This is a genomic window from Enterobacter cancerogenus (assembly GCF_019047785.1).
Lineage (GTDB): Bacteria > Pseudomonadota > Gammaproteobacteria > Enterobacterales > Enterobacteriaceae > Enterobacter > Enterobacter cancerogenus.
Window position 1 is genome coordinate 3,088,849 of the sequence record NZ_CP077290.1, and the last position, 19,027, is coordinate 3,107,875.

Below are 19,027 nucleotides of genomic sequence, written 5' to 3' on the forward strand. Positions count from 1 at the left end.
AGCCGGGTGGCGGCGTCGCCTTACCCGGCCTGCGATGTTATGCCCGATTTTTATCGGGCATTTTATTTTTTAAAACAGCTCGTGCGTCTCGCCGTTATCAATCAGCTCTGTACCCACCTCATGCACCGCCTGCGTGGTTGGCTGGGTGCCTTCGATGAAATACTCTGCACGACTGTTGCCCCCGTTCGCCAGCTGCCCGGTGCTGCGGTCAATATTGACCGTCACTATGCCAGGTGGTGGCGTCAGCGGCTGCTCCGGCACTCCTTCCAGAACGGATTTCATGAACGCATCCCAGGCTGGCTGAGCGCTTTTTGCGCCGCCCTCATAACCGGAGATCTGATCTTTGATCGCGCCGGAAGCGGTGGTGCGGCCCAAATCGCGACGGTGATCGTCAAAGCCAATCCAGACGGAAGTCACCACGCCCGGGCCGTAACCGGAGAACCACGCGTCTTTCGAGCTGTTGGTGGTCCCCGTTTTCCCGCCGATGTCGTGGCGCTGCAAATCGCGCCCTGCACGCCAGCCGGTGCCCTGCCAGCCTGGCTCACCGAAGATGTTGGTGTTCAGCGCGCTCTTAATCAGGAATGAGAGCGGAGTGTTGATCACGTGCGGCGCATACTCAGGCGCGCCGGTTTGCGCGACCAGCGCCTGGTTGGCCTGCTCCAACTGCGGCTGCGGTACGGTTGAATTCTGCTGCTCCTGAGAGATAGCCACATCTTCCATATCCTTGTTCTCAAGCACGTTCGACTTCGGCGTATCGCCGTAAATCACCGGAATATCGCACTCGGCACAGGCGATTTTCGGTTTGGCTTCGAACAGAACGCCGCCCTGGTCGTTCTCAATTTTACTGATGAAATACGGATCGATCAGGAACCCGCCGTTTGCCATCACCGAGTACCCGCGCGCAACCTGCAGTGGGGTAAACGAGGCTGAACCCAGCGCCAGCGATTCGGTGTGAACGATGTTCTGCGCCGGGAAGCCGAAACGCTGCAGATACTCTGCGGCATAATCAACGCCCATCGCGCGCATCGCGCGTACCATCACCACGTTTTTCGACTGTCCCAGCCCCTGACGCAGGCGAATAGGGCCTGCATACTGCGCTGGCGAGTTTTTCGGCTGCCAGTCGGAACCGGCCCCGGCATCCCAGCGGGAAATCGGCACGTCGTTGAGGATGCTGGCGAGCGTCAGGCCTTTATCCATCGCCGCGGTGTAGAGGAACGGCTTGATGTTCGAGCCAACCTGACGCAGTGCCTGGGTGGCACGGTTAAACTTGCTCTGGTTGAAATCAAACCCGCCGACCAGGGCGATCACCGCACCGTTTTGAGGATTGATTGACACCAGCGCGGAGTTCACGTCCGGCACCTGCGCCAGCCACCAGGCATCACCCACCTGGCGAACCCAGATCTGCTGACCCGTCTGGACGGCGTCGGTCACTTTACGTGGCGTTGGCCCCTGCAGGGTGTCAGACCGGTACGGTCGTGCCCAGCGAATGCCCTCCATGCGCAGCGATACCGAGGTACCGTCGGCCAGCATGGCCACCGCTTCCTGCGGATCGGCCTGGGTAACAACCGCAGGCAGCAGCGGGCCGTAGGTCGGCAGCGATTTCAGCGAGTCGGTGATTTTTTTGCTGTCCCATGCGCTTTCGCCCACTTTCCACAGCACGTTCGACGGACCGCGATAGCCGTGGCGCATGTCATAATCCATCACGTTGTTACGCACCGCCTGCTGCCCCGCCTGCTGACCTTTGCGGGTCACCGTGGTGTAAACGCGATAGCCATCTTCATAGGCTTTCTCACCGTAACGCCTGACCATTTCCTGGCGAACCATTTCCGTGAGATACGGCGCGGAAAACGCGATCTCCGGGGCATGGTAGTTGGCATCGATAGCATCGCTGCGCGCCTGGTCATACTCGTTCTGGCTGATATAGCCTTCGCTCAACATACGCGACAACACAACGTTACGACGCGCCGTGGCACGTTCCAGCGAGTACAGCGGGTTAAACGTTGAAGGCGCTTTCGGCAGGCCCGCGATAGTCGCCATTTCGCTTAAGGTAAGCTGCTCGATAGGCTTACCGAAATAGACCTGCGCCGCCGCCCCCACGCCATAGGCGCGGTAGCCCAGATAGATCTTGTTGAGGTAAAGCTCAAGGATCTCATCTTTGCTCAGCAGTTGCTCAATGCGGATGGCGAGGAACACCTCTTTAATCTTACGCATCAGCGTCTTTTCAGGGCTGAGGAAGAAGTTACGCGCCAACTGCTGCGTAATGGTACTCGCCCCCTGCGACGCATGGCCGGAGAACAGCGCGACGCTGGCGGCGCGGAAAATCCCCACCGGATCGACACCGTGGTGCTCGTAAAAACGGCTGTCCTCGGTGGCAATAAAGGCCTTCACCATGACGGGCGGAATTTGGTTTAAGGTCAACGGGATACGGCGTTTTTCGCCATATTGCGCCATGAGCTCGCCATCGGCGCTATAGACCTGCATTGGGATCTGGAGACGCACATCGCGAAGCGTGGCGACATCAGGCAGCTGCGGCTCAATAAATTTGTACAAACCATAAATCGAGCCTGCTCCCAGCAGAATGCAACAGACTGCAAGGATCAATAAATACTTTACGAACTTCACCGGAGATTTCCCATTTGGTTTCACTTGGGCAGTTTCTAAACAATCGCGCGGTAGTATAAAGGCAAGCCTGATTCATTGATATAGCCGTCAACCTGACGGGCGATAAGGAGATCGTGAAGCATGGCTTTCAATACATGGCAAACGGGCGTTCATATTCAACAAGATAAGGTGATGATTGTTGCACTGGTGCGCGAGAAAACGGCCTGGCGTTTACGGCGCTGGTGGGCCGTTCCACTGGCGCAAGGCATCATCAGCGAGGGCAAAATTCACAAGCCTGACCAGCTGATTGACGCGCTGCGCGACTGGCGGCGAACGTTACCGCATTACCACCGGGTTTTTCTCGCCTTTCCCGCAACGCGAACGCTGCAACGGTCGTTTCCCCGGCCCACCCTGACGCTTTGCGACAGCGAGCAGGTCTCCTGGGTTAGCTCTGCCCTGTCGCGCGAGCTGGAGATGCCAGCCGACGCGCTGTGCTTCGATTATTCTCAGGACACTTTCAGCAGCACCTGGCATGTCACGGCGGCACAAAACAAAGAGGTGGCAACGCTCCTGGCGCTGGCGAAGGCGCTACAGCTGCGCCTGGTGGCCATTACGCCCGATGCGGGCGCGCTGGCAAACTTTCTCCCGGCGGTGGCCCCCGCTTCGTGCGTGGCCTGGCGGGATGAAAGCCAGTGGCTGTGGGCGATGCGCCACCAGTGGGGACGACGTCCGATTGATGACGCGGCCGACATCTCCGGGCTGGCGGCGCTGCTGGCGCTTTCTGCATCGGATATCGCGCTCTTTGATGCGACGCGCGATCCCTGGGAAACGCTAACGCGCTGCCAGCCCCCCTTACCCGAAAACGGTGCGGATTTTACCGTCGCCCTGGCGCTGGCGATGAGTGAGGTGCCCGCATGATCCCGGCAAACCTTTTACCCTGGCGACAGTATCGCCGGACGCGCTGCCTGCGCTTATGGGGCGTGATGTTTACGGGCTCGCTGGTGATGATCCTGACGGCATTGTCAGCCCTGCGGGTGGATAAGCTCCTGGCCCTGCGCGCGTGGCAAAGTGAATGGGCGGGTATACACGCGGTTGAACAGACGCTGAAAGCCCGCCAGCTGGCGTGGCAGGCTGCGCAAAAACGCACGGCGGTACCGGAAGCCGCGCCCCGGGTGGCGTGGCGACCGGCACTGACCTCGCTGTCGGCGCAGATCCCGGAGCAGGCGTGGCTCACGGAGCTGCGCTATCAGCCGCCGGGGCTGGTGCTGACCGGTTATGCCACTACGGCTCCGGCCCTGACGGCGATGCGGGATGCGCTCGGGCGCGTGGACGGGTTTAGCCCCGGCACCGTGGGGGCGTTGCAGCAGGATAAGCAGGGCCGCTGGGCGTTTACCTTTCAGCTGAAACATCAGGGGTAGCGCGTGGAGAGGCTGGTTGAACGCTGGTGTACAAGCCCTGCGTGGTTGCGTGTGCTCTGCTGGGGGCTGTGCAGTACTGCGCTTGTGGCGATCGGCTGGGCCGCGTTGCTGCGGCCAGTGGCGGAACAGATCGCCGAAGCACAACATCAGGTGAGTGTCGCGGGGCGTACCAACGCCTCGCTGTGGGCTGCTGTGAGAAAAATCCCGACCGAAACAGAGAAGCTGGTTGCCCCTGTGGTCAGGTCATTTTCACCGCTGGATTTTCAGGCCAACGGCACCCGGCTGGTCCACTGGAAGCCCCTTTCGCACGGCGGGGAGCTGGAGCTTGATGCCGACTGGGCGGCGATCCCCGGCATCTTTGCGCAGCTGGAACAGTGCAACGTCAGGATCGGCACCTTCGTGATAATGGCCGAATCAGGCCGGTTGCGCCTGCGGATGGAGCTGCAACATGGGGCATAGCATGCGGTTAATGATTGTCGCCTCGCTGGTGTGCCTCACGGGCATGCGCGATCCGTTCCAGCCCCCGGCAGACACCTGTCTTACCGGGCAACTGCCGCAATGGCGCTATCAGGGAAAGGTGAACGACGTGGGTTTTATGCAGGACGGACAACAGCGCTGGCATCGTGTGAAGCAGGATCAGCGATTGCTTCCCGGATGGCGCGTGATGGCAATGGATGAACAGCAGCTGACTGTTGAGGTTGGCGAAACGTGTGACCCTCGGCAATGGACATGGCAACGAGAAGGAACGAAAAAGCATGAAGATAAGGACAGCCCTGCTGTTAATGGCCCTCAGCGCGTCGCTGTGGGCCGCTGAGCCAAAACCGGTCACGCTGGTGGTGGATGAGGTTCCTGTGGTTCAGGTGCTGCAGGCGCTAGCGACGCAGGAGAACCGCAATCTGGTGGTGTCGCCTGATGTAAATGGCTCGCTTTCGCTCAGCTTAACGCGCGTCCCCTGGCGCAAGGCGCTGCAAACCGTGGTGAATAGCGCCGGGCTTGTCCTGCGGGAGGAGGGCGGGATTTTGTATGTCCATACGGCAGCCTGGCAGCAGGCACAGCAAACGCGTAAGGCGCAAGAGCAGGCCCAGAGACAGCTCGACGCGCCGCTGGTCTCTCACGGCATCTCTTTTTCCTATGCGGATGCCGGGGAGCTACAGAAAGCCGCGGAAAAGCTGCTCAGCCCGAAGGGCAGCCTTTCCGTGGACAAGCGAACCAACCGCTTGCTGGTAAGGGATAACCAGACGGTACTGGATACGCTCGTGCGCTGGGCCGAGCAGATGGACCTGCCGATCGACCAGGTGGAACTGGCGGCACACATTGTGACCATCAATGAAAAAAGCCTTCGCGAGCTGGGCGTGAAGTGGAACCTTGCTGAGGCGTCAGAGGCGGGGCGGGTCGGGCAGGTGACGGCGCTGGGCGCGGACCTGTCGGTTGCCAACGCCACGACGCACGTGGGGTTTAATATCGGGCGCATCGACGGCAGGCTTTTGGATCTGGAGCTGTCGGCACTCGAGCAGAAACAGCAGGTCGATATTATCGCCAGCCCACGCCTGCTCGCGTCGCACATGCAGCCAGCCAGCATCAAGCAGGGCAGTGAGATCCCCTATCAGGTTTCCAGCGGTGAAAGCGGGGCAACGTCGGTGGAGTTTAAAGAGGCGGTGCTCGGGATGGAGGTCACGCCGGTGGTGCTGCCGGGAGGACGCGTGCGGCTGAAATTACACATCAGCGAAAATATGCCAGGGCAAGTGCTGCAGCAGGCTGATGGCGAAACGCTGGCTATCGATAAACAGGAGATTGAAACTCAGGTTGAGGTCAAAAGCGGTGAAACCCTGGCGCTGGGCGGCATTTTCTCGCAAAAAAATAAAACCGGCAGCGATAGCGTGCCGGGGCTGGGGCGCATCCCCTGGCTTGGACAACTTTTTCGCCATGACGGGAAGGATAACGAGCGGCGGGAGCTGGTGGTGTTTATTACGCCACGGCTGGTTGGCATTCACTGATGGGCGACGATCCCCGCAATGATTTTGCATACAGATTGTTGCAGATGTTTGACGTGGGGCATGAATTAGCATACAAGGAGTACCGATTTGAATCGGACTTACGTCTTATTACCTTATGCGTTTGGAACGGTGATTTAATCAGTTGCCAAACAAGCCGGAGTATTGAGATAATTTTTAGTCTGACTCTCGCTCTATTGCATATGAGGTTTCAGTTCATGTCCCGCTACGCTGGGTGTCTTCGAAGCGGGGATTACCATTAACGAATAGTCTTAGTAGTACCGAAAAAATGGCAGAGAAACGCAATATCTTTCTGGTTGGGCCTATGGGTGCCGGCAAAAGCACTATTGGGCGTCAGTTAGCTCAACAACTCAATATGGAATTCTACGATTCTGATCAAGAGATTGAGAAACGAACCGGAGCGGATGTGGGCTGGGTCTTCGATGTAGAAGGCGAAGAAGGTTTCCGTGACCGAGAAGAAAAAGTGATCAACGAACTCACGGAAAAACAGGGCATCGTGCTGGCGACTGGCGGCGGCTCTGTGAAATCTCGCGAAACCCGTAACCGTCTCTCCGCCCGTGGCGTTGTGGTCTATCTTGAGACGACCATCGAAAAACAGCTGGCACGTACGCAGCGCGATAAAAAGCGCCCGTTGCTGCAGGTTGAAACGCCGCCACGCGAAGTTCTGGAAGCCCTGGCCGGTGAGCGCAATCCTCTGTACGAAGAGATTGCGGATGTTACCATTCGTACTGACGATCAGAGCGCTAAAGTGGTTGCAAACCAGATTATTAATATGCTGGAAAGCAACTGATTCTGGCTTTATATACACTCGCCTGCGGGTAAAAGCATTTAAGGTGGATGTCGCGTCATGGAGAGGATTACAGTTACTCTCGGGGAACGTAGTTACCCTATCACCATCGCGGCTGGTTTGTTTAACGACCCAGCTTCCTTCTTGCCACTGAAAGCGGGTGATCAGGCGATGCTGGTCACCAATGAGACGCTGGCTCCGCTTTATCTCGACCGTGTGCGTCACCTGCTTGAGCAGGCGGGCGTAAAGGTCGACAGTGTGATTCTGCCCGATGGCGAGCAGTATAAAAGCCTGGCGGTGCTCGATACCGTCTTTACCGCATTACTGCAAAAACCGCACGGTCGCGACACCACACTGCTTGCCCTGGGCGGCGGTGTTGTCGGTGATCTTACGGGGTTTGCGGCCGCCAGCTATCAGCGTGGCGTGCGCTTTATTCAGATCCCCACCACGTTATTGTCTCAGGTCGACTCCTCCGTTGGCGGCAAAACGGCCGTTAACCATCCGCTCGGCAAAAACATGATCGGTGCGTTTTACCAGCCGGCCTCGGTGGTGGTGGATCTCGACTGTCTGAAAACGCTGCCTGCACGTGAACTGGCGTCTGGCCTTGCAGAAGTGATCAAATACGGCATTATTCTTGATGGCGAGTTCTTTAACTGGCTGGAAGAGAATATGGACGCCTTGCTACGCCTTGACGGGCAGGCACTGGCGTACTGTATCCGCCGTTGTTGTGAGCTGAAAGCAGAAGTGGTGGCAGCAGACGAGCGTGAAACCGGCTTACGTGCTTTACTGAATCTGGGGCATACGTTTGGTCACGCCATTGAAGCCGAAATGGGCTATGGCAACTGGCTTCACGGCGAAGCGGTGGCTGCCGGAATGGTGATGGCCGCGCGGGCATCTGAACGTCTGGGCCAGTTCAAACCGGAAGAGACGGCGCGTATCATCGCACTGCTTGAACGCGCAGGCTTACCGGTAACCGGTCCGCAGGAGATGTCTGCACAGGCGTATTTACCCCACATGATGCGCGATAAAAAAGTATTGGCAGGCGAGATGCGTCTTGTACTCCCGCTTGCAATAGGGAAGAGTGAAGTACGCGGCGGAGTGTCGCACGACGTGGTTCTTGGCGCTGTGGCTGATTGCCAGCAGGCCTAACAACTAGAAAGGTCAGGCCGCCGTAACAGGTGGTCGTTTAGCTTCAGGTGAAATGCAAAGACGTTGGCATAAGCCTTTGAGTGGGGTGTTAAATGGATGAATTCAAACCAGAAGACGAGCTGAAACCCGATCCCAGCGATCGTCGTACTGGTCGTTCTCGTCAATCTTCAGAACGTGATAACGAGCCGCAGATCAATTTTGACGATGTCGATCTGGATGCAGACGATCGTCGTCCTTCGCGCAGCCGCAACGCACGCGATGAGCGAGAAGAAGAAGATTACGAGTCTGAAGAAGATTCAATGGACGAAGAGCCTGTAGAGCGTCGCCCGCGTAAACGTAAAAAAGCGGCGGCGGCAAAACCCGCTTCCCGTCAGTACATCATGATGGGACTTGGCGTACTGGTGCTCTTGCTGCTGATTATCGGCATCGGCTCCGCGCTAAAATCACCGTCTACCCACTCAGGCGAGCAAACCGCGTCCACTGAGAAGAGCATCAACCTTTCAGGCAATGATGCTGCCGATCAGGCCAATGGCGCGCAGCCTGCTCCGGGCACGACGTCTGCCGAGCAGACTGCGGGTAATCCGCAGGATGTCTCTCTGCCGCCGGTCTCTTCGACGCCGACTCAGGGCCAGACGGTCATTGCGCCGGAAGGCCAGCAGCGTGTTGAGGTTCAGGGCGACCTGAATAATGCGCTGACGCAACCTCAGAATCAGGAGCAGGTGAACAACGTAGTGGTTAACTCTACGCTGCCAACCGAGCCTGCGACCGTTGCACCTGTTCGCGGCGGTAATGCTCAGCAGCAGACTGCGGCGACGGAAACCAAACCGCGCCAGACGCAGACGCATACGCAAACGCAGACCGCGCCGCGTCAGGAACGTAAGCAGGCGGTGATTGAGCCAAAACGTGAAACTAAGCCTCAGACCGTTGCAAAAGCGCCTGAAGTGAAGGCACCGGCTCAGCCAAAACGCACAGAAACGGCAGCGGCAAGCGAACCGGCAAAAGCGCCAGTGACGCAGACTGCACCGAAAGCGACGGCGACGACCACGGCACCTGCGGCGACAGCCGCACCGGCTGCGACAGCGTCTACGGGTGCATCGGGTAAAACGGCGGGTAATGTGGGTTCTCTGAAATCTGCGCCTTCCAGCAATTACACCCTGCAGCTGAGCAGCTCGTCGAACTACGACAACCTCAACGGTTGGGCGAAAAAATCAAATCTGAAAAACTACGTGGTTTATCAGACGACCCGTAATGGCCAGCCATGGTATGTCCTGGTGAGCGGTGTTTACGCATCGAAAGATGAAGCGAAACGTGCCGTTGCATCACTGCCAGCCGATGTTCAGGCGAAAAACCCATGGGCGAAGCCAATTCATCAGGTCCAGGCCGATCTGAAGTAATGTTTAAAGCGCAGGATGCTGTCGGAGCTTTCTCCACAGCCGGAGAAGGTGTAACCAGTTAGTCAGCATGAAAAAAAATCGCGCTTTTCTGAAATGGGCAGGGGGGAAATACCCCCTGCTCGACGATATTAAAAAACACCTGCCAAAAGGCGAGTGTCTTATCGAGCCCTTTGTGGGGGCGGGATCGGTGTTCCTGAATACCGATTTTTCGCGTTATATCCTGGCGGATATCAACAGCGACCTGATCAGTCTCTATAACATCGTAAAACTGCGTACCGACGAGTACGTGGATGAGGCGCGTAAACTGTTTACGCCTGAAAACAACAACCCGGATGTCTACTACCAGTTCCGCGCTGAGTTTAACCAGTGTCAGGAGCCGTTCCGTCGCGCCCTGTTGTTCCTCTATCTCAACCGTCATGGCTACAACGGCCTGTGCCGGTATAATCTTCGTGGTGAATTCAACGTGCCGTTTGGCCGCTATAAGCGTCCTTATTTCCCGCAGGCTGAGTTGTACCACTTTGCTGAAAAAGCGCAGAACGCGGAGTTCCACTGCCTCTCTTATGAGGAGTGTATGGATCGCGCTGACGTCAATTCGGTGGTCTATTGCGATCCGCCTTATGCGCCGCTGTCTGCCACCGCAAACTTCACCGCCTATCACACCAACAGCTTCAGCCCGGCTGAACAGGCTCGTCTGGCGGAGATGGCGGAAAAACTGGTCAGCAAAAGAATTCCGGTGTTAATTTCGAATCACGACACGCCTGATACGCGCGAATGGTACAAAGCCGCGAAACATTTTCAGGTTAAGGTGCGGCGCAGCATTAGCAGCAATGGCGGCACGCGTAAAAAGGTGGACGAACTCCTGGCTCTGTATCGACCCTGAGCCGTTTTGCCCGCCGGTAAACACATTTCAAGGAGAAGCGGATGAAACAGTTTTTGATTGCTCCCTCAATTCTGTCGGCCGATTTTGCCCGCCTGGGTGAAGATACCGCCAGCGCCCTTGCGGCCGGCGCGGATGTCGTCCATTTCGACGTTATGGATAACCACTACGTTCCCAATCTGACCATCGGCCCGATGGTGCTTAAGGCGCTGCGCAACTACGGCATTACCGCGCCGATTGACGTGCATCTGATGGTAAAGCCGGTCGACCGCATCGTGCCTGATTTCGCGGCCGCGGGTGCCAGCATCATTACGTTCCACCCTGAAGCCTCTGAACACGTTGACCGCACGCTCCAGCTCATTAAAGAGAACGGCTGTAAAGCCGGTCTGGTGTTTAACCCGGCCACGCCGCTGAGCTATCTCGACCATGTAATGGACAAGCTGGACGTGATTTTGCTGATGTCCGTTAACCCGGGTTTCGGCGGTCAGTCGTTCATTCCGCACACGCTCGACAAGCTGCGTGAAGTGCGCCGCCGTATTGATGAGTCGGGCTATGACATTCGCCTGGAAGTGGACGGTGGCGTGAAGGTGAATAATATCGGTGAAATCGCGGCGGCGGGTGCGGATATGTTCGTTGCAGGCTCGGCCATCTTCGACCAGCCGGATTACAAAAAAGTCATTGATGAAATGCGCAGTGAACTGGCGAAGGTAAGTCATGGATAAATTGCAGGCAACCCGGGGTGTAGCATTTGACCTCGACGGCACGCTGGTCGACAGCGCGCCGGGCTTAAGCAGCGCGGTTGATCGGGCGCTGTATGCCCTTGAATTACCCGTTGCGGGCGAAGATCGCGTTGTGACGTGGATTGGCAACGGCGCAGACGTGCTGATGGAACGCGCCCTGATCTGGGCGCGCCAGGAGCGTGCGTCACAGCGTTCCGCACAGGGTAAACCGAGCGTCGATCACACTGATATTCCGCAGGAAGAGCAGCAGCGTATTCTGCGCAAACTGTTCGATCGTTTCTACGAAGAGACCGTCGAAGAGGGCAGCTTCCTGTTCCCGGACGTCGCGGAAACGCTGAGTGTGCTGCATGCTAAAGGCATTCCGCTGGGGCTGGTAACCAACAAGCCTACGCCGTTTGTCGCACCTCTGCTTGAGGCGCTGGATATCGCGAAGTATTTCTCGGTAATTGTCGGCGGCGATGACGTGCAGAACAAAAAACCGCATCCGGAACCGCTTTTGCTGGTGGCAGGAAAATTATCCTTAACACCTGCGGAGCTGCTCTTTGTCGGTGATTCGCGCAATGATATTCTGGCCGCCAAAGCGGCAGGCTGTCCGTGCGTCGGATTAACCTATGGCTACAACTACGGTGAGGCGATTACGCTGAGTGAGCCGGACGTTGTATTCGATCGTTTCAAAGATTTATTGCCCGCACTCGGGCTTTCGCACAGTGAACATCAGGAATTGAAAAATGACTAAGCCCATCGTTTTTAGCGGCGCACAGCCGTCCGGTGAATTGACCATTGGTAACTACATGGGTGCGTTACGTCAGTGGGTGAGCATGCAGGATGACTACCATTGCATCTATTGCATCGTGGATCTCCATGCCATCACGGCGCGTCAGGATCCTGAGAAGCTGCGCAAAGCCACGCTGGATACGCTGGCACTCTATCTGGCATGCGGTATCGATCCGGAGAAAAGCACCATCTTCGTGCAGTCTCACGTGCCGGAGCACGCGCAGCTGGGCTGGGCGCTGAACTGTTACACCTATTTCGGCGAACTGAGCCGTATGACGCAGTTCAAGGACAAATCTGCCCGCTATTCTGAAAACATCAACGCCGGCCTGTTTGACTATCCGGTACTGATGGCGGCCGACATTCTGCTGTATCAGACCAATCAGGTTCCGGTAGGTGAAGACCAGAAGCAGCACCTGGAGCTGAGCCGCGATATCGCCCAGCGCTTCAACGCGCTTTATGGCGACGTGTTCAAAGTGCCAGAGCCGTTTATTCCGAAATCCGGCGCGCGCGTGATGTCGCTGCTGGAGCCAACCAAGAAGATGTCCAAGTCTGACGATAACCGCAACAACGTTATCGGCCTGCTGGAAGATCCAAAATCGGTGGTGAAAAAGCTCAAGCGTGCGGTGACCGACTCCGACGAGCCACCTGTTGTGCGCTACGACGTGCAGAACAAAGCGGGCGTGTCTAACCTGCTGGATATTCTCTCCGGCGTGACCGGTCAAAGCATCCCTGAACTGGAGAAGCACTTCGAAGGCAAGATGTACGGCCACCTGAAAGGCGAAGTGGCGGACGCGGTCTCCGGCATGCTGACCGAGCTGCAGGAGCGCTATAACCGCTACCGCAACGATGAAGCCTTCCTGCAGAAGGTGATGAAGGATGGCGCGGAAAAAGCCAGCGCGCGCGCGTCAGAGACGCTGAAAGCGGTGTATCAGGCGATTGGATTTGTAGGTAAGCCTTAATCCTGTCGTGCCGGGATCCAAACAAAAAAACCGGGAAATTCCCGGTTTTTTTACGCCTGAAAAATGCTTACTGCTGTGCCGCCGGGCCACAGCCACCGATGATCTTGGAAATAGAGATCGCCGGGTGCAGCAGGTAATCATAGCTGCAGTTATTTTTGGTATTTTGAACGTGACCTGTGCAGGCGGTCAGCGTCGATAACATGCCTACCAGAACGGCGGCCTTTGCCAGCTTAAACATACTTATTCCTTGTGCTCAAAAACGATAAATTGAAGTGAAACGAGGGAATAAATGGAAAAGTTCCATTTTGCGGGCGGTATGTTATCGATAGCGGTAAGAGGGGAGTAGTCCGGTTAAGGACTACTCAGTAAAGGGGGAGTGTGCGTCAGTGATTTGAGAACCAGTTCAGCTTGTCGCGTAGCTCAACCACCCGACCAACGATAATCAGCGCCGGGCTTTCAACCTGCTGCGCCAGCTCGCCAAGCTGCGTCAGGACGCCATTCACCACGCGCTGCTTCGTGGAGGTGCCATTTTCCACCAGCGCCACGGACATGTCTTCATCCATGCCATGCTCCAGCAGTTTGGCCTGAATGGTCGCGGCCTGATTCAGGCCCATATAGAACACCAGCGTCTGTTTCTCTGCGGCCAGGTTGTGCCAGTCCAGCTCGCTGCCGGTCTTCAGATGGCCTGTCACCAGCCGCACGCTCTGGGCGTAGTCACGGTGGGTCAGGGGAATACCGGAATAGGCCGAACAGCCCGATGCTGCCGTAATGCCCGGCACCACGGAGAACGGAATGCCCGCGTTGCACAACGTTTCCAGCTCCTCGCCGCCGCGGCCAAAGATAAACGGATCGCCGCCCTTAAGACGCACCACGCGTTTGCCTTTTTGCGCCTCGCGCAGCAGGATCTGGTTAATCTCTTCCTGAGGTACGCAGTGGTAGCCCGCGCGTTTGCCGACAAACACGCGATCGGCGTCGCGGCGCACCAGGTTCATGATGTCATCCGAGACCAGACGGTCGTACACCACAATGTCCGCCTGCTGGATCTGCTGCAAACCCTTGAGCGTCAGCAAGCCTGCATCGCCCGGCCCTGCGCCTACCAACACCACTTCACCGCGATGATCCAGCGGCTCGGCAAGCAGCGTTTCAGTGGTCTCTTCAACGGCCTGGCGATCCTGATTAGCCAGCGACTGCGCCAGCCTGTCATTCACAAAGAACTTTTCCCAGAAACGGCGGCGCTCGCCTACGGTCGCGAAGGTTTTCTTCACGCGGGCGCGCAGCTGGCCTGCATATTGCGCCACCTGGCCGAGATGCTGGGGCAGAATCGACTCGAGCTTTTCACGCAGCAGACGCGCTAAAACCGGGGAGGTGCCACCGGACGACACGGCCACCATCAGCGGGGAACGGTCAATGATCGACGGCATGATAAAGCTGGCTTCTTTCGGCGCATCCACCACGTTACAGAAAATTCGACGCGTTTCGCAGGCATCACTGACGCGCTGGTTAACGGCGTCATCGTCGGTTGCGGCAATGGTGAGCCAGCAGGTATCAAGCAGGGATTCGTCGAACTCGCCCTCGACAAGGGTGAGCATGCCTTCTTGCGCCCAGACGTCGAACTGCGGCGCAAAGGCGAGGGCGTTGACGGTCAGCCGGGCACCGGCCTCTAACAGCAGGCGCGCTTTGCGCTCGGCCACGTCACCGCCGCCGACAAGCAGGCAGTCGCGATGGCGTAATTGACAGAAAATCGGCAGGTGATCCACGACATTACCTCGCAGCATTCAGGGGAGGAGGAGAATTTGAGGTCAGGATAACAGCAGGGATCGTACAGAACATACGGTTTTTCCTGCCGTTACCCATAAGGGGTCATAAGCCTTTCCTATTGAAAAGGCTGGAGGTTAGGCTCTTAGCTGCACCATGCCGTCCTTCACGCGGGCGTCGTAGTGCTTCACAGAATGGCTCTCATCTTCCATGCAGCGTCCATCTTTTAAGTTGAAGCGCTGCTTTTTCAACGGGCTGGCGACCCACAGTTCGCCCTGATGTTCCGCGATGATACCGCGGGACAGGACGCTGGCCTCAAAGAACGGGTCAATATTGCTGATGGCAAAAACCTGTTCATCGTGGCGAGGACGGAAAATGGCGACCTGCTCGTGACCTAACAGCGCACAGACGCCGGTTGCTGGCAGAATGTCGTTAATGCTGCAGATATTTACCCACTGGCTCATGCGTTTTCCTCCACCAGAGTCACCGGAATACGTTCGTACGGCGTTGCCGGACGATGCTGTTCACGCTCAGGAACGACCTGTACGTTCGGATCGCGCTGGGTGCTGTTGATAAAGTGTCTGAAGCGCGTCTGCGCCGCCGGGGTATTCACGGTTTCGGTCCACTCGCAGATCACCGCTTCGCGCAGGCGCGCCATCTCTTCTTCCAGATGGTCGTTCAGGCCCAGCTTGTCGTCGATGATGACCGACTTCAGGTAGTCGATGCCACCTTCCAGATTGTCCAGCCAGGAGGCGGTACGGGTCAGCTTGTCGGCAGTGCGGATGTAGAACATCATGAAGCGATCGAGGTACTTAATCAGCGTGTCGTGGTCGAGATCCGCTGCCAGCAGGTCCGCATGACGAGGTTTCATCCCGCCGTTACCGCAGACGTACAGGTTCCAGCCTTTCTCTGTGGCGATGATACCTACGTCTTTACCCTGCGCTTCCGCACATTCACGGGTACAGCCGGAGACGCCGAATTTCATTTTGTGCGGGGTACGAATACCTTTATAGCGGTTTTCCAGTTCCACGCCGAAGCCCACGCTGTCGCCCACGCCGTAGCGGCACCAGGTGCTGCCCACGCAGGTTTTCGCCATACGCAGCGCTTTAGCATACGCGTGACCGGTTTCGAAGCCCGCTTCAATCAGCTGACGCCAGATTTCCGGCAGGTCGTCTTTCTGCACACCGAACAGGCCAATACGCTGAGAGCCGGTGATTTTGGTGTAGAGGTTGAATTCGCGGGCGATACGGCCCACGGCGACCAGCCCTTCCGGTGTAATTTCGCCCCCGGCTGAACGTGGGATCACCGAGTAGGTGCCGTCTTTCTGGATGTTCGCCAGGAAGTTGTCGTTGGTGTCCTGCAGCGGAGTATGTTCCGGCTTCAGAACGTATTCGTTCCAGCAGGAGGCCAGCAGGGAACCGACGGTCGGTTTACACACTTCACAGCCGTAACCCTGGCCGTGTTTTGCCAGCAGCTCGTCGAAGGACTTAATGCCTTCCACGCGGATCAGGTGATAAATCTCCTGGCGAGAGTAAGCGAAGTGCTCGCATAGGTTGTTATTTACTTCGATACCCTGTTTCGCCAGCTCTGCGTTCAGAACCTGCGTCACCAGTGGAATACAGCCGCCGCAGCCGGTACCGGCTTTGGTTTCAGCTTTCAGCGCGGCGACGGTGTGGCAGCCCTTGTTGATGGCTGCAACCAGCATGCCTTTGGTGACGTCGAAGCAGGAGCAAATCTGCGCGCTGTCCGGGAGTTTATCCACGCCGATGGACGGCTTACCGCTGGAGGCGTGAGCCGGGAGGATCAGCGCGTCCGGGTTTTCCGGCAGTTCAATGGCGTTCAGCACCAGCTGCAGCAGGTTACCGTAATCGCTGGTGTCACCCACCAGCACCGCGCCGAGCAGGGTTTTGTTGTCCTGGCTTACGATCAGGCGTTTGTAGACCTCTTTGCTTTCGTCGAGGTACACATAGCTGCGGGAGTTCGGGGTGCGGCCGTGCGCATCGCCGATACCGCCCACGTCCACACCCAGCAGCTTCAGCTTGGCGCTCATGTCTGCGCCTTCGAAGGCGTTTTCATTACCGAGGATATGGTCAACGGCGACCTGCGCCATTTTGTAGCCAGGTGCGACCAGGCCATACACGCGGTTATTCCAGCTGGCGCATTCGCCGATGGCGTAAATATCCGGGTCAGAAGTCTGGCAGGAGTCGTTGATCATGATCCCGCCGCGCTGTGCCACGGCCAGACCACACTGGGTCGCCATTTTGTCGCGCGGGCGAATACCGGTGGAGAAGACGATAAAGTCCACTTCCAGCTCGCTGCCGTCGGCAAAGCGCATGGTTTTGCGCGCTTCGGTCCCTTCCTGAACGATCTCTTTGGTGTTTTTGCTGGTGTGAACCTTCACACCCATACTTTCGATTTTACGGCGCAGCTGGTCACCACCCATGTGGTCCAGCTGTTCTGCCATCAGCATCGGGGCAAATTCGATGACGTGGGTTTCAACGCCGAGGTTTTTCAGCGCGCCCGCGGCTTCAAGGCCGAGCAGACCGCCGCCAACGACCGCACCGCGTTTGCTGCGACGCGCGCAGGCTTCGATAGCCTTGAGGTCTTCAATGGTACGGTAAACGAAGCAATCCTGTGTTTCCGAGCCTTTGATTGGCGGGATCCACGGATACGAGCCAGTCGCCATAATCAGCTTGTCGTAAAAAACCGTGCGTCCGGCGCTGGAGTGGATCACTTTTTCCTGACGGTTGATGGTGATAGCGCGTTCGCCCACCAGCACTTTCACGCCATGCTTCTCGTAGAAACCTTCACGCACCAGAGAGAGCTCTTCGGCGGTATGATGGGAGAAGTAGGAAGACAAGTGCACACGGTCGTACGCCTTGCGGGGTTCTTCACAGAACACGGTAATGTCGAAACGGTCAGCGTCAGCTTTATCGAGTAGATCCTCAATAAAGCGGTGACCGACCATGCCGTTACCGATGATAGCGAGTCTGACTTTGCTCATTTTTGCCTCGATTTCTTTTCTATTACTGCCTACCTTAACGATTCAGCAGGGGCACTTATTGATGCAAATCAAATACGCCTTAACCTACCACCTAGTGGGTAGATCGCTGATTTGTCAGGTTTTTTATAAGTTATGGAAATCGCAGGCTTTTCACGGTCGTCGGTTTTATGTACAAAAATGGGTACTATTCCGTAAATTTTTGTACTCCTAAATTTCAGCAGCGTTTTTCGGGGGAAAGGTATGTCAACGACACCACTATGGCTGGTTCAGAATGTCCGTTTACCGGGTCGGGAAGGGCTGTGGCAAATCGCCATCGAAGAAGGTCGGTTCGGTGACATCATGCCGATGGACGGCTCCCATGATGAAAGCCATGAGATATTAAACGGGCGCGGCGGCCTGGCCATACCTCCCTTTATTGAGCCGCATATCCACCTTGATACCACCCAGACGGCGGGGGAGCCTGCCTGGAATGAGTCCGGCACGCTGTTTGAGGGAATAGAGCGCTGGGCCGAACGTAAAGCGCTGCTCAGCCATGAGGATGTCAAAGCGCGGGCGTGGAAAACGCTTAAATGGCAGATCGCCAACGGTATTCAGTTTGTGCGTACCCACGTCGATGTCTCCGACCCGTCGCTGACGGCCCTCAGGGCGATGCTGGAGGTCAGGCAGGAAGTCGCGCCGTGGATCACGCTGCAAATAGTCGCGTTTCCGCAAGAAGGGATACTCTCTTACCCGAACGGTGCGGCACTCCTGGAAGAGGCGTTAAGGCTCGGGGCTGATGTGGTCGGGGCCATTCCCCATTTCGAATTCACCCGCGAGTACGGCGTACAGTCGCTGCACATCGCCTTTGAGCTGGCAAAGAAATATGACCGTCCGCTCGATATCCACTGCGACGAGATCGACGATGAGCAGTCCCGGTTTGTGGAGACGGTGGCAACCCTGGCCTATGAGGCAGGCATTGGCCCGCGCGTGACGGCCAGCCATACCACGGCCATGCACTCCTACAACGGCGCATACACGTCAAGGCTGTTCCGCCTGCTGAAGATGTCAGGCATAAACTTTGTGGCTAACCCGCTGGTGAACATCCATTTGCAGGGGCGTTTTGACGACTACCCGAAACGACGCGGCATCACGCGCGTGAAAGAGCTACAGGAAGCGGGGATCAACGTCTGCTTCGGCCATGACGATGTCTTTGACCCGTGGTACCCGCTCGGCACCGGTAATATGCTCCAGGTGCTGCATATGGGGCTACACGTGTGTCAGATGATGGGATATTCACAAATCGACAGCGGCCTGAACCTGATCACCCACAATAGCGCCCGAACCTTTGGGCTGAACGGCTACGGTATCGAGAAGGGGAATCCGGCGAACCTGATTATTCTGCCCGCAGAGAGCGGGTTTGAGGCGGTGCGCTGCCAGGTGCCGGTGCGCTGGTCGATTCGTCAGGGCAGGGTGATTGCGTCAACGCAGCTGGCGCAGACGTGGATCCAGATGGATAACGGAGGAGAGGAGCTGTTCTTTACGAAGAATAGCCCCTTTGCCGGGCGCAAAGGGGCGTAG

At 57.2% G+C, this 19,027-nt stretch carries 18 protein-coding genes; 13 read left to right on the forward strand and 5 right to left on the reverse strand.

Going from position 1 to position 19,027, the window contains the following annotated elements; translation table 11 throughout:
* Window positions 1-69: 69 nt before the first annotated feature.
* Complete coding sequence (mrcA, locus tag I6L58_RS14490) at window positions 70-2,622, reverse strand: peptidoglycan glycosyltransferase/peptidoglycan DD-transpeptidase MrcA (RefSeq protein ID WP_088209222.1); 2,553 nt, start codon at window positions 2,620-2,622, stop codon at window positions 70-72.
* Window positions 2,623-2,742: 120 nt separating this feature from the next.
* Between mrcA and pilM the strand changes: the two genes are divergently transcribed.
* The 12 genes from pilM (at window position 2,743) to trpS (ending at window position 12,711) form a co-directional block, all read left to right on the forward strand.
* On the forward strand, window positions 2,743-3,519 hold the full coding sequence (pilM, locus tag I6L58_RS14495; protein ID WP_088209221.1) for a pilus assembly protein PilM: 777 nt from the start codon (window positions 2,743-2,745) through the stop codon (window positions 3,517-3,519).
* Window positions 3,516-4,019 carry a PilN domain-containing protein gene (locus I6L58_RS14500; protein ID WP_088209220.1) on the forward strand — a complete coding sequence of 168 codons (504 nt, stop codon included), beginning with the start codon at window positions 3,516-3,518 and terminating at the stop codon, window positions 4,017-4,019. The genes pilM and I6L58_RS14500 overlap by 4 nt, the downstream gene beginning before the upstream one ends.
* Before the next feature lie 3 nt (window positions 4,020-4,022).
* Window positions 4,023-4,478 (forward strand): HofO family protein, encoded by a 456-nt coding sequence (locus I6L58_RS14505; protein ID WP_254082120.1) that lies wholly within the window; start codon window positions 4,023-4,025, stop codon window positions 4,476-4,478.
* A complete protein-coding gene (locus tag I6L58_RS14510; RefSeq protein WP_006177876.1) occupies window positions 4,468-4,833 on the forward strand; it encodes a HofP DNA utilization family protein in 366 nt (121 codons plus the stop codon). Before I6L58_RS14505 ends, I6L58_RS14510 begins: the two co-directional genes overlap by 11 nt.
* Window positions 4,775-6,013, forward strand: coding sequence for a DNA uptake porin HofQ (hofQ, locus tag I6L58_RS14515; RefSeq protein ID WP_088209219.1), 1,239 nt, complete (start codon window positions 4,775-4,777; stop codon window positions 6,011-6,013). Before I6L58_RS14510 ends, hofQ begins: the two co-directional genes overlap by 59 nt.
* A gap of 286 nt (window positions 6,014-6,299) precedes the next feature.
* Entirely contained in the window at window positions 6,300-6,821 is a 522-nt protein-coding gene (gene aroK, locus I6L58_RS14520) for a shikimate kinase AroK (RefSeq protein ID WP_006177873.1), read from the forward strand.
* A gap of 57 nt (window positions 6,822-6,878) precedes the next feature.
* Entirely contained in the window at window positions 6,879-7,967 is a 1,089-nt protein-coding gene (gene aroB / locus I6L58_RS14525) for a 3-dehydroquinate synthase (RefSeq protein ID WP_006177872.1), read from the forward strand.
* A 92-nt stretch (window positions 7,968-8,059) separates the two neighbouring features.
* The gene (damX, locus tag I6L58_RS14530; protein WP_088209218.1) at window positions 8,060-9,361 is read left to right on the forward strand and encodes a cell division protein DamX; all 1,302 of its coding nucleotides are present in this window, start codon (window positions 8,060-8,062) and stop codon (window positions 9,359-9,361) included.
* A gap of 67 nt (window positions 9,362-9,428) precedes the next feature.
* Window positions 9,429-10,241, forward strand: coding sequence for an adenine-specific DNA-methyltransferase (gene dam, locus I6L58_RS14535; protein ID WP_006177870.1), 813 nt, complete (start codon window positions 9,429-9,431; stop codon window positions 10,239-10,241).
* A gap of 41 nt (window positions 10,242-10,282) precedes the next feature.
* Window positions 10,283-10,960: a ribulose-phosphate 3-epimerase gene (gene rpe, locus I6L58_RS14540; RefSeq protein ID WP_006177869.1), complete on the forward strand. Its 678-nt coding sequence runs from the start codon at window positions 10,283-10,285 to the stop codon at window positions 10,958-10,960.
* The gene (gene gph, locus I6L58_RS14545) at window positions 10,953-11,714 is read left to right on the forward strand and encodes a phosphoglycolate phosphatase (RefSeq protein ID WP_088209217.1); all 762 of its coding nucleotides are present in this window, start codon (window positions 10,953-10,955) and stop codon (window positions 11,712-11,714) included. Before rpe ends, gph begins: the two co-directional genes overlap by 8 nt.
* A complete protein-coding gene (trpS, locus tag I6L58_RS14550) occupies window positions 11,707-12,711 on the forward strand; it encodes a tryptophan--tRNA ligase (protein ID WP_006177867.1) in 1,005 nt (334 codons plus the stop codon). The genes gph and trpS overlap by 8 nt, the downstream gene beginning before the upstream one ends.
* 67 nt (window positions 12,712-12,778) lie before the next feature.
* Here trpS and I6L58_RS14555 read toward each other — a convergent pair whose 3' ends face one another.
* The 4 genes from I6L58_RS14555 to nirB form a co-directional block, all read right to left on the reverse strand.
* Window positions 12,779-12,949: a YhfL family protein gene (locus I6L58_RS14555; protein WP_020884583.1), complete on the reverse strand. Its 171-nt coding sequence runs from the start codon at window positions 12,947-12,949 to the stop codon at window positions 12,779-12,781.
* A gap of 145 nt (window positions 12,950-13,094) precedes the next feature.
* Window positions 13,095-14,468, reverse strand: coding sequence for a siroheme synthase CysG (cysG, locus tag I6L58_RS14560; RefSeq protein WP_088209216.1), 1,374 nt, complete (start codon window positions 14,466-14,468; stop codon window positions 13,095-13,097).
* A 135-nt stretch (window positions 14,469-14,603) separates the two neighbouring features.
* Entirely contained in the window at window positions 14,604-14,930 is a 327-nt protein-coding gene (gene nirD, locus I6L58_RS14565) for a nitrite reductase small subunit NirD (RefSeq protein WP_006177864.1), read from the reverse strand.
* Window positions 14,927-17,470: a nitrite reductase large subunit NirB gene (nirB, locus tag I6L58_RS14570; RefSeq protein WP_088209215.1), complete on the reverse strand. Its 2,544-nt coding sequence runs from the start codon at window positions 17,468-17,470 to the stop codon at window positions 14,927-14,929. The genes nirD and nirB overlap by 4 nt, the downstream gene beginning before the upstream one ends.
* Before the next feature lie 240 nt (window positions 17,471-17,710).
* On the opposite strand from nirB, the gene I6L58_RS14575 reads away from it, so the two are divergent.
* On the forward strand, window positions 17,711-19,027 hold the full coding sequence (locus I6L58_RS14575) for a cytosine deaminase (RefSeq protein ID WP_088209214.1): 1,317 nt from the start codon (window positions 17,711-17,713) through the stop codon (window positions 19,025-19,027).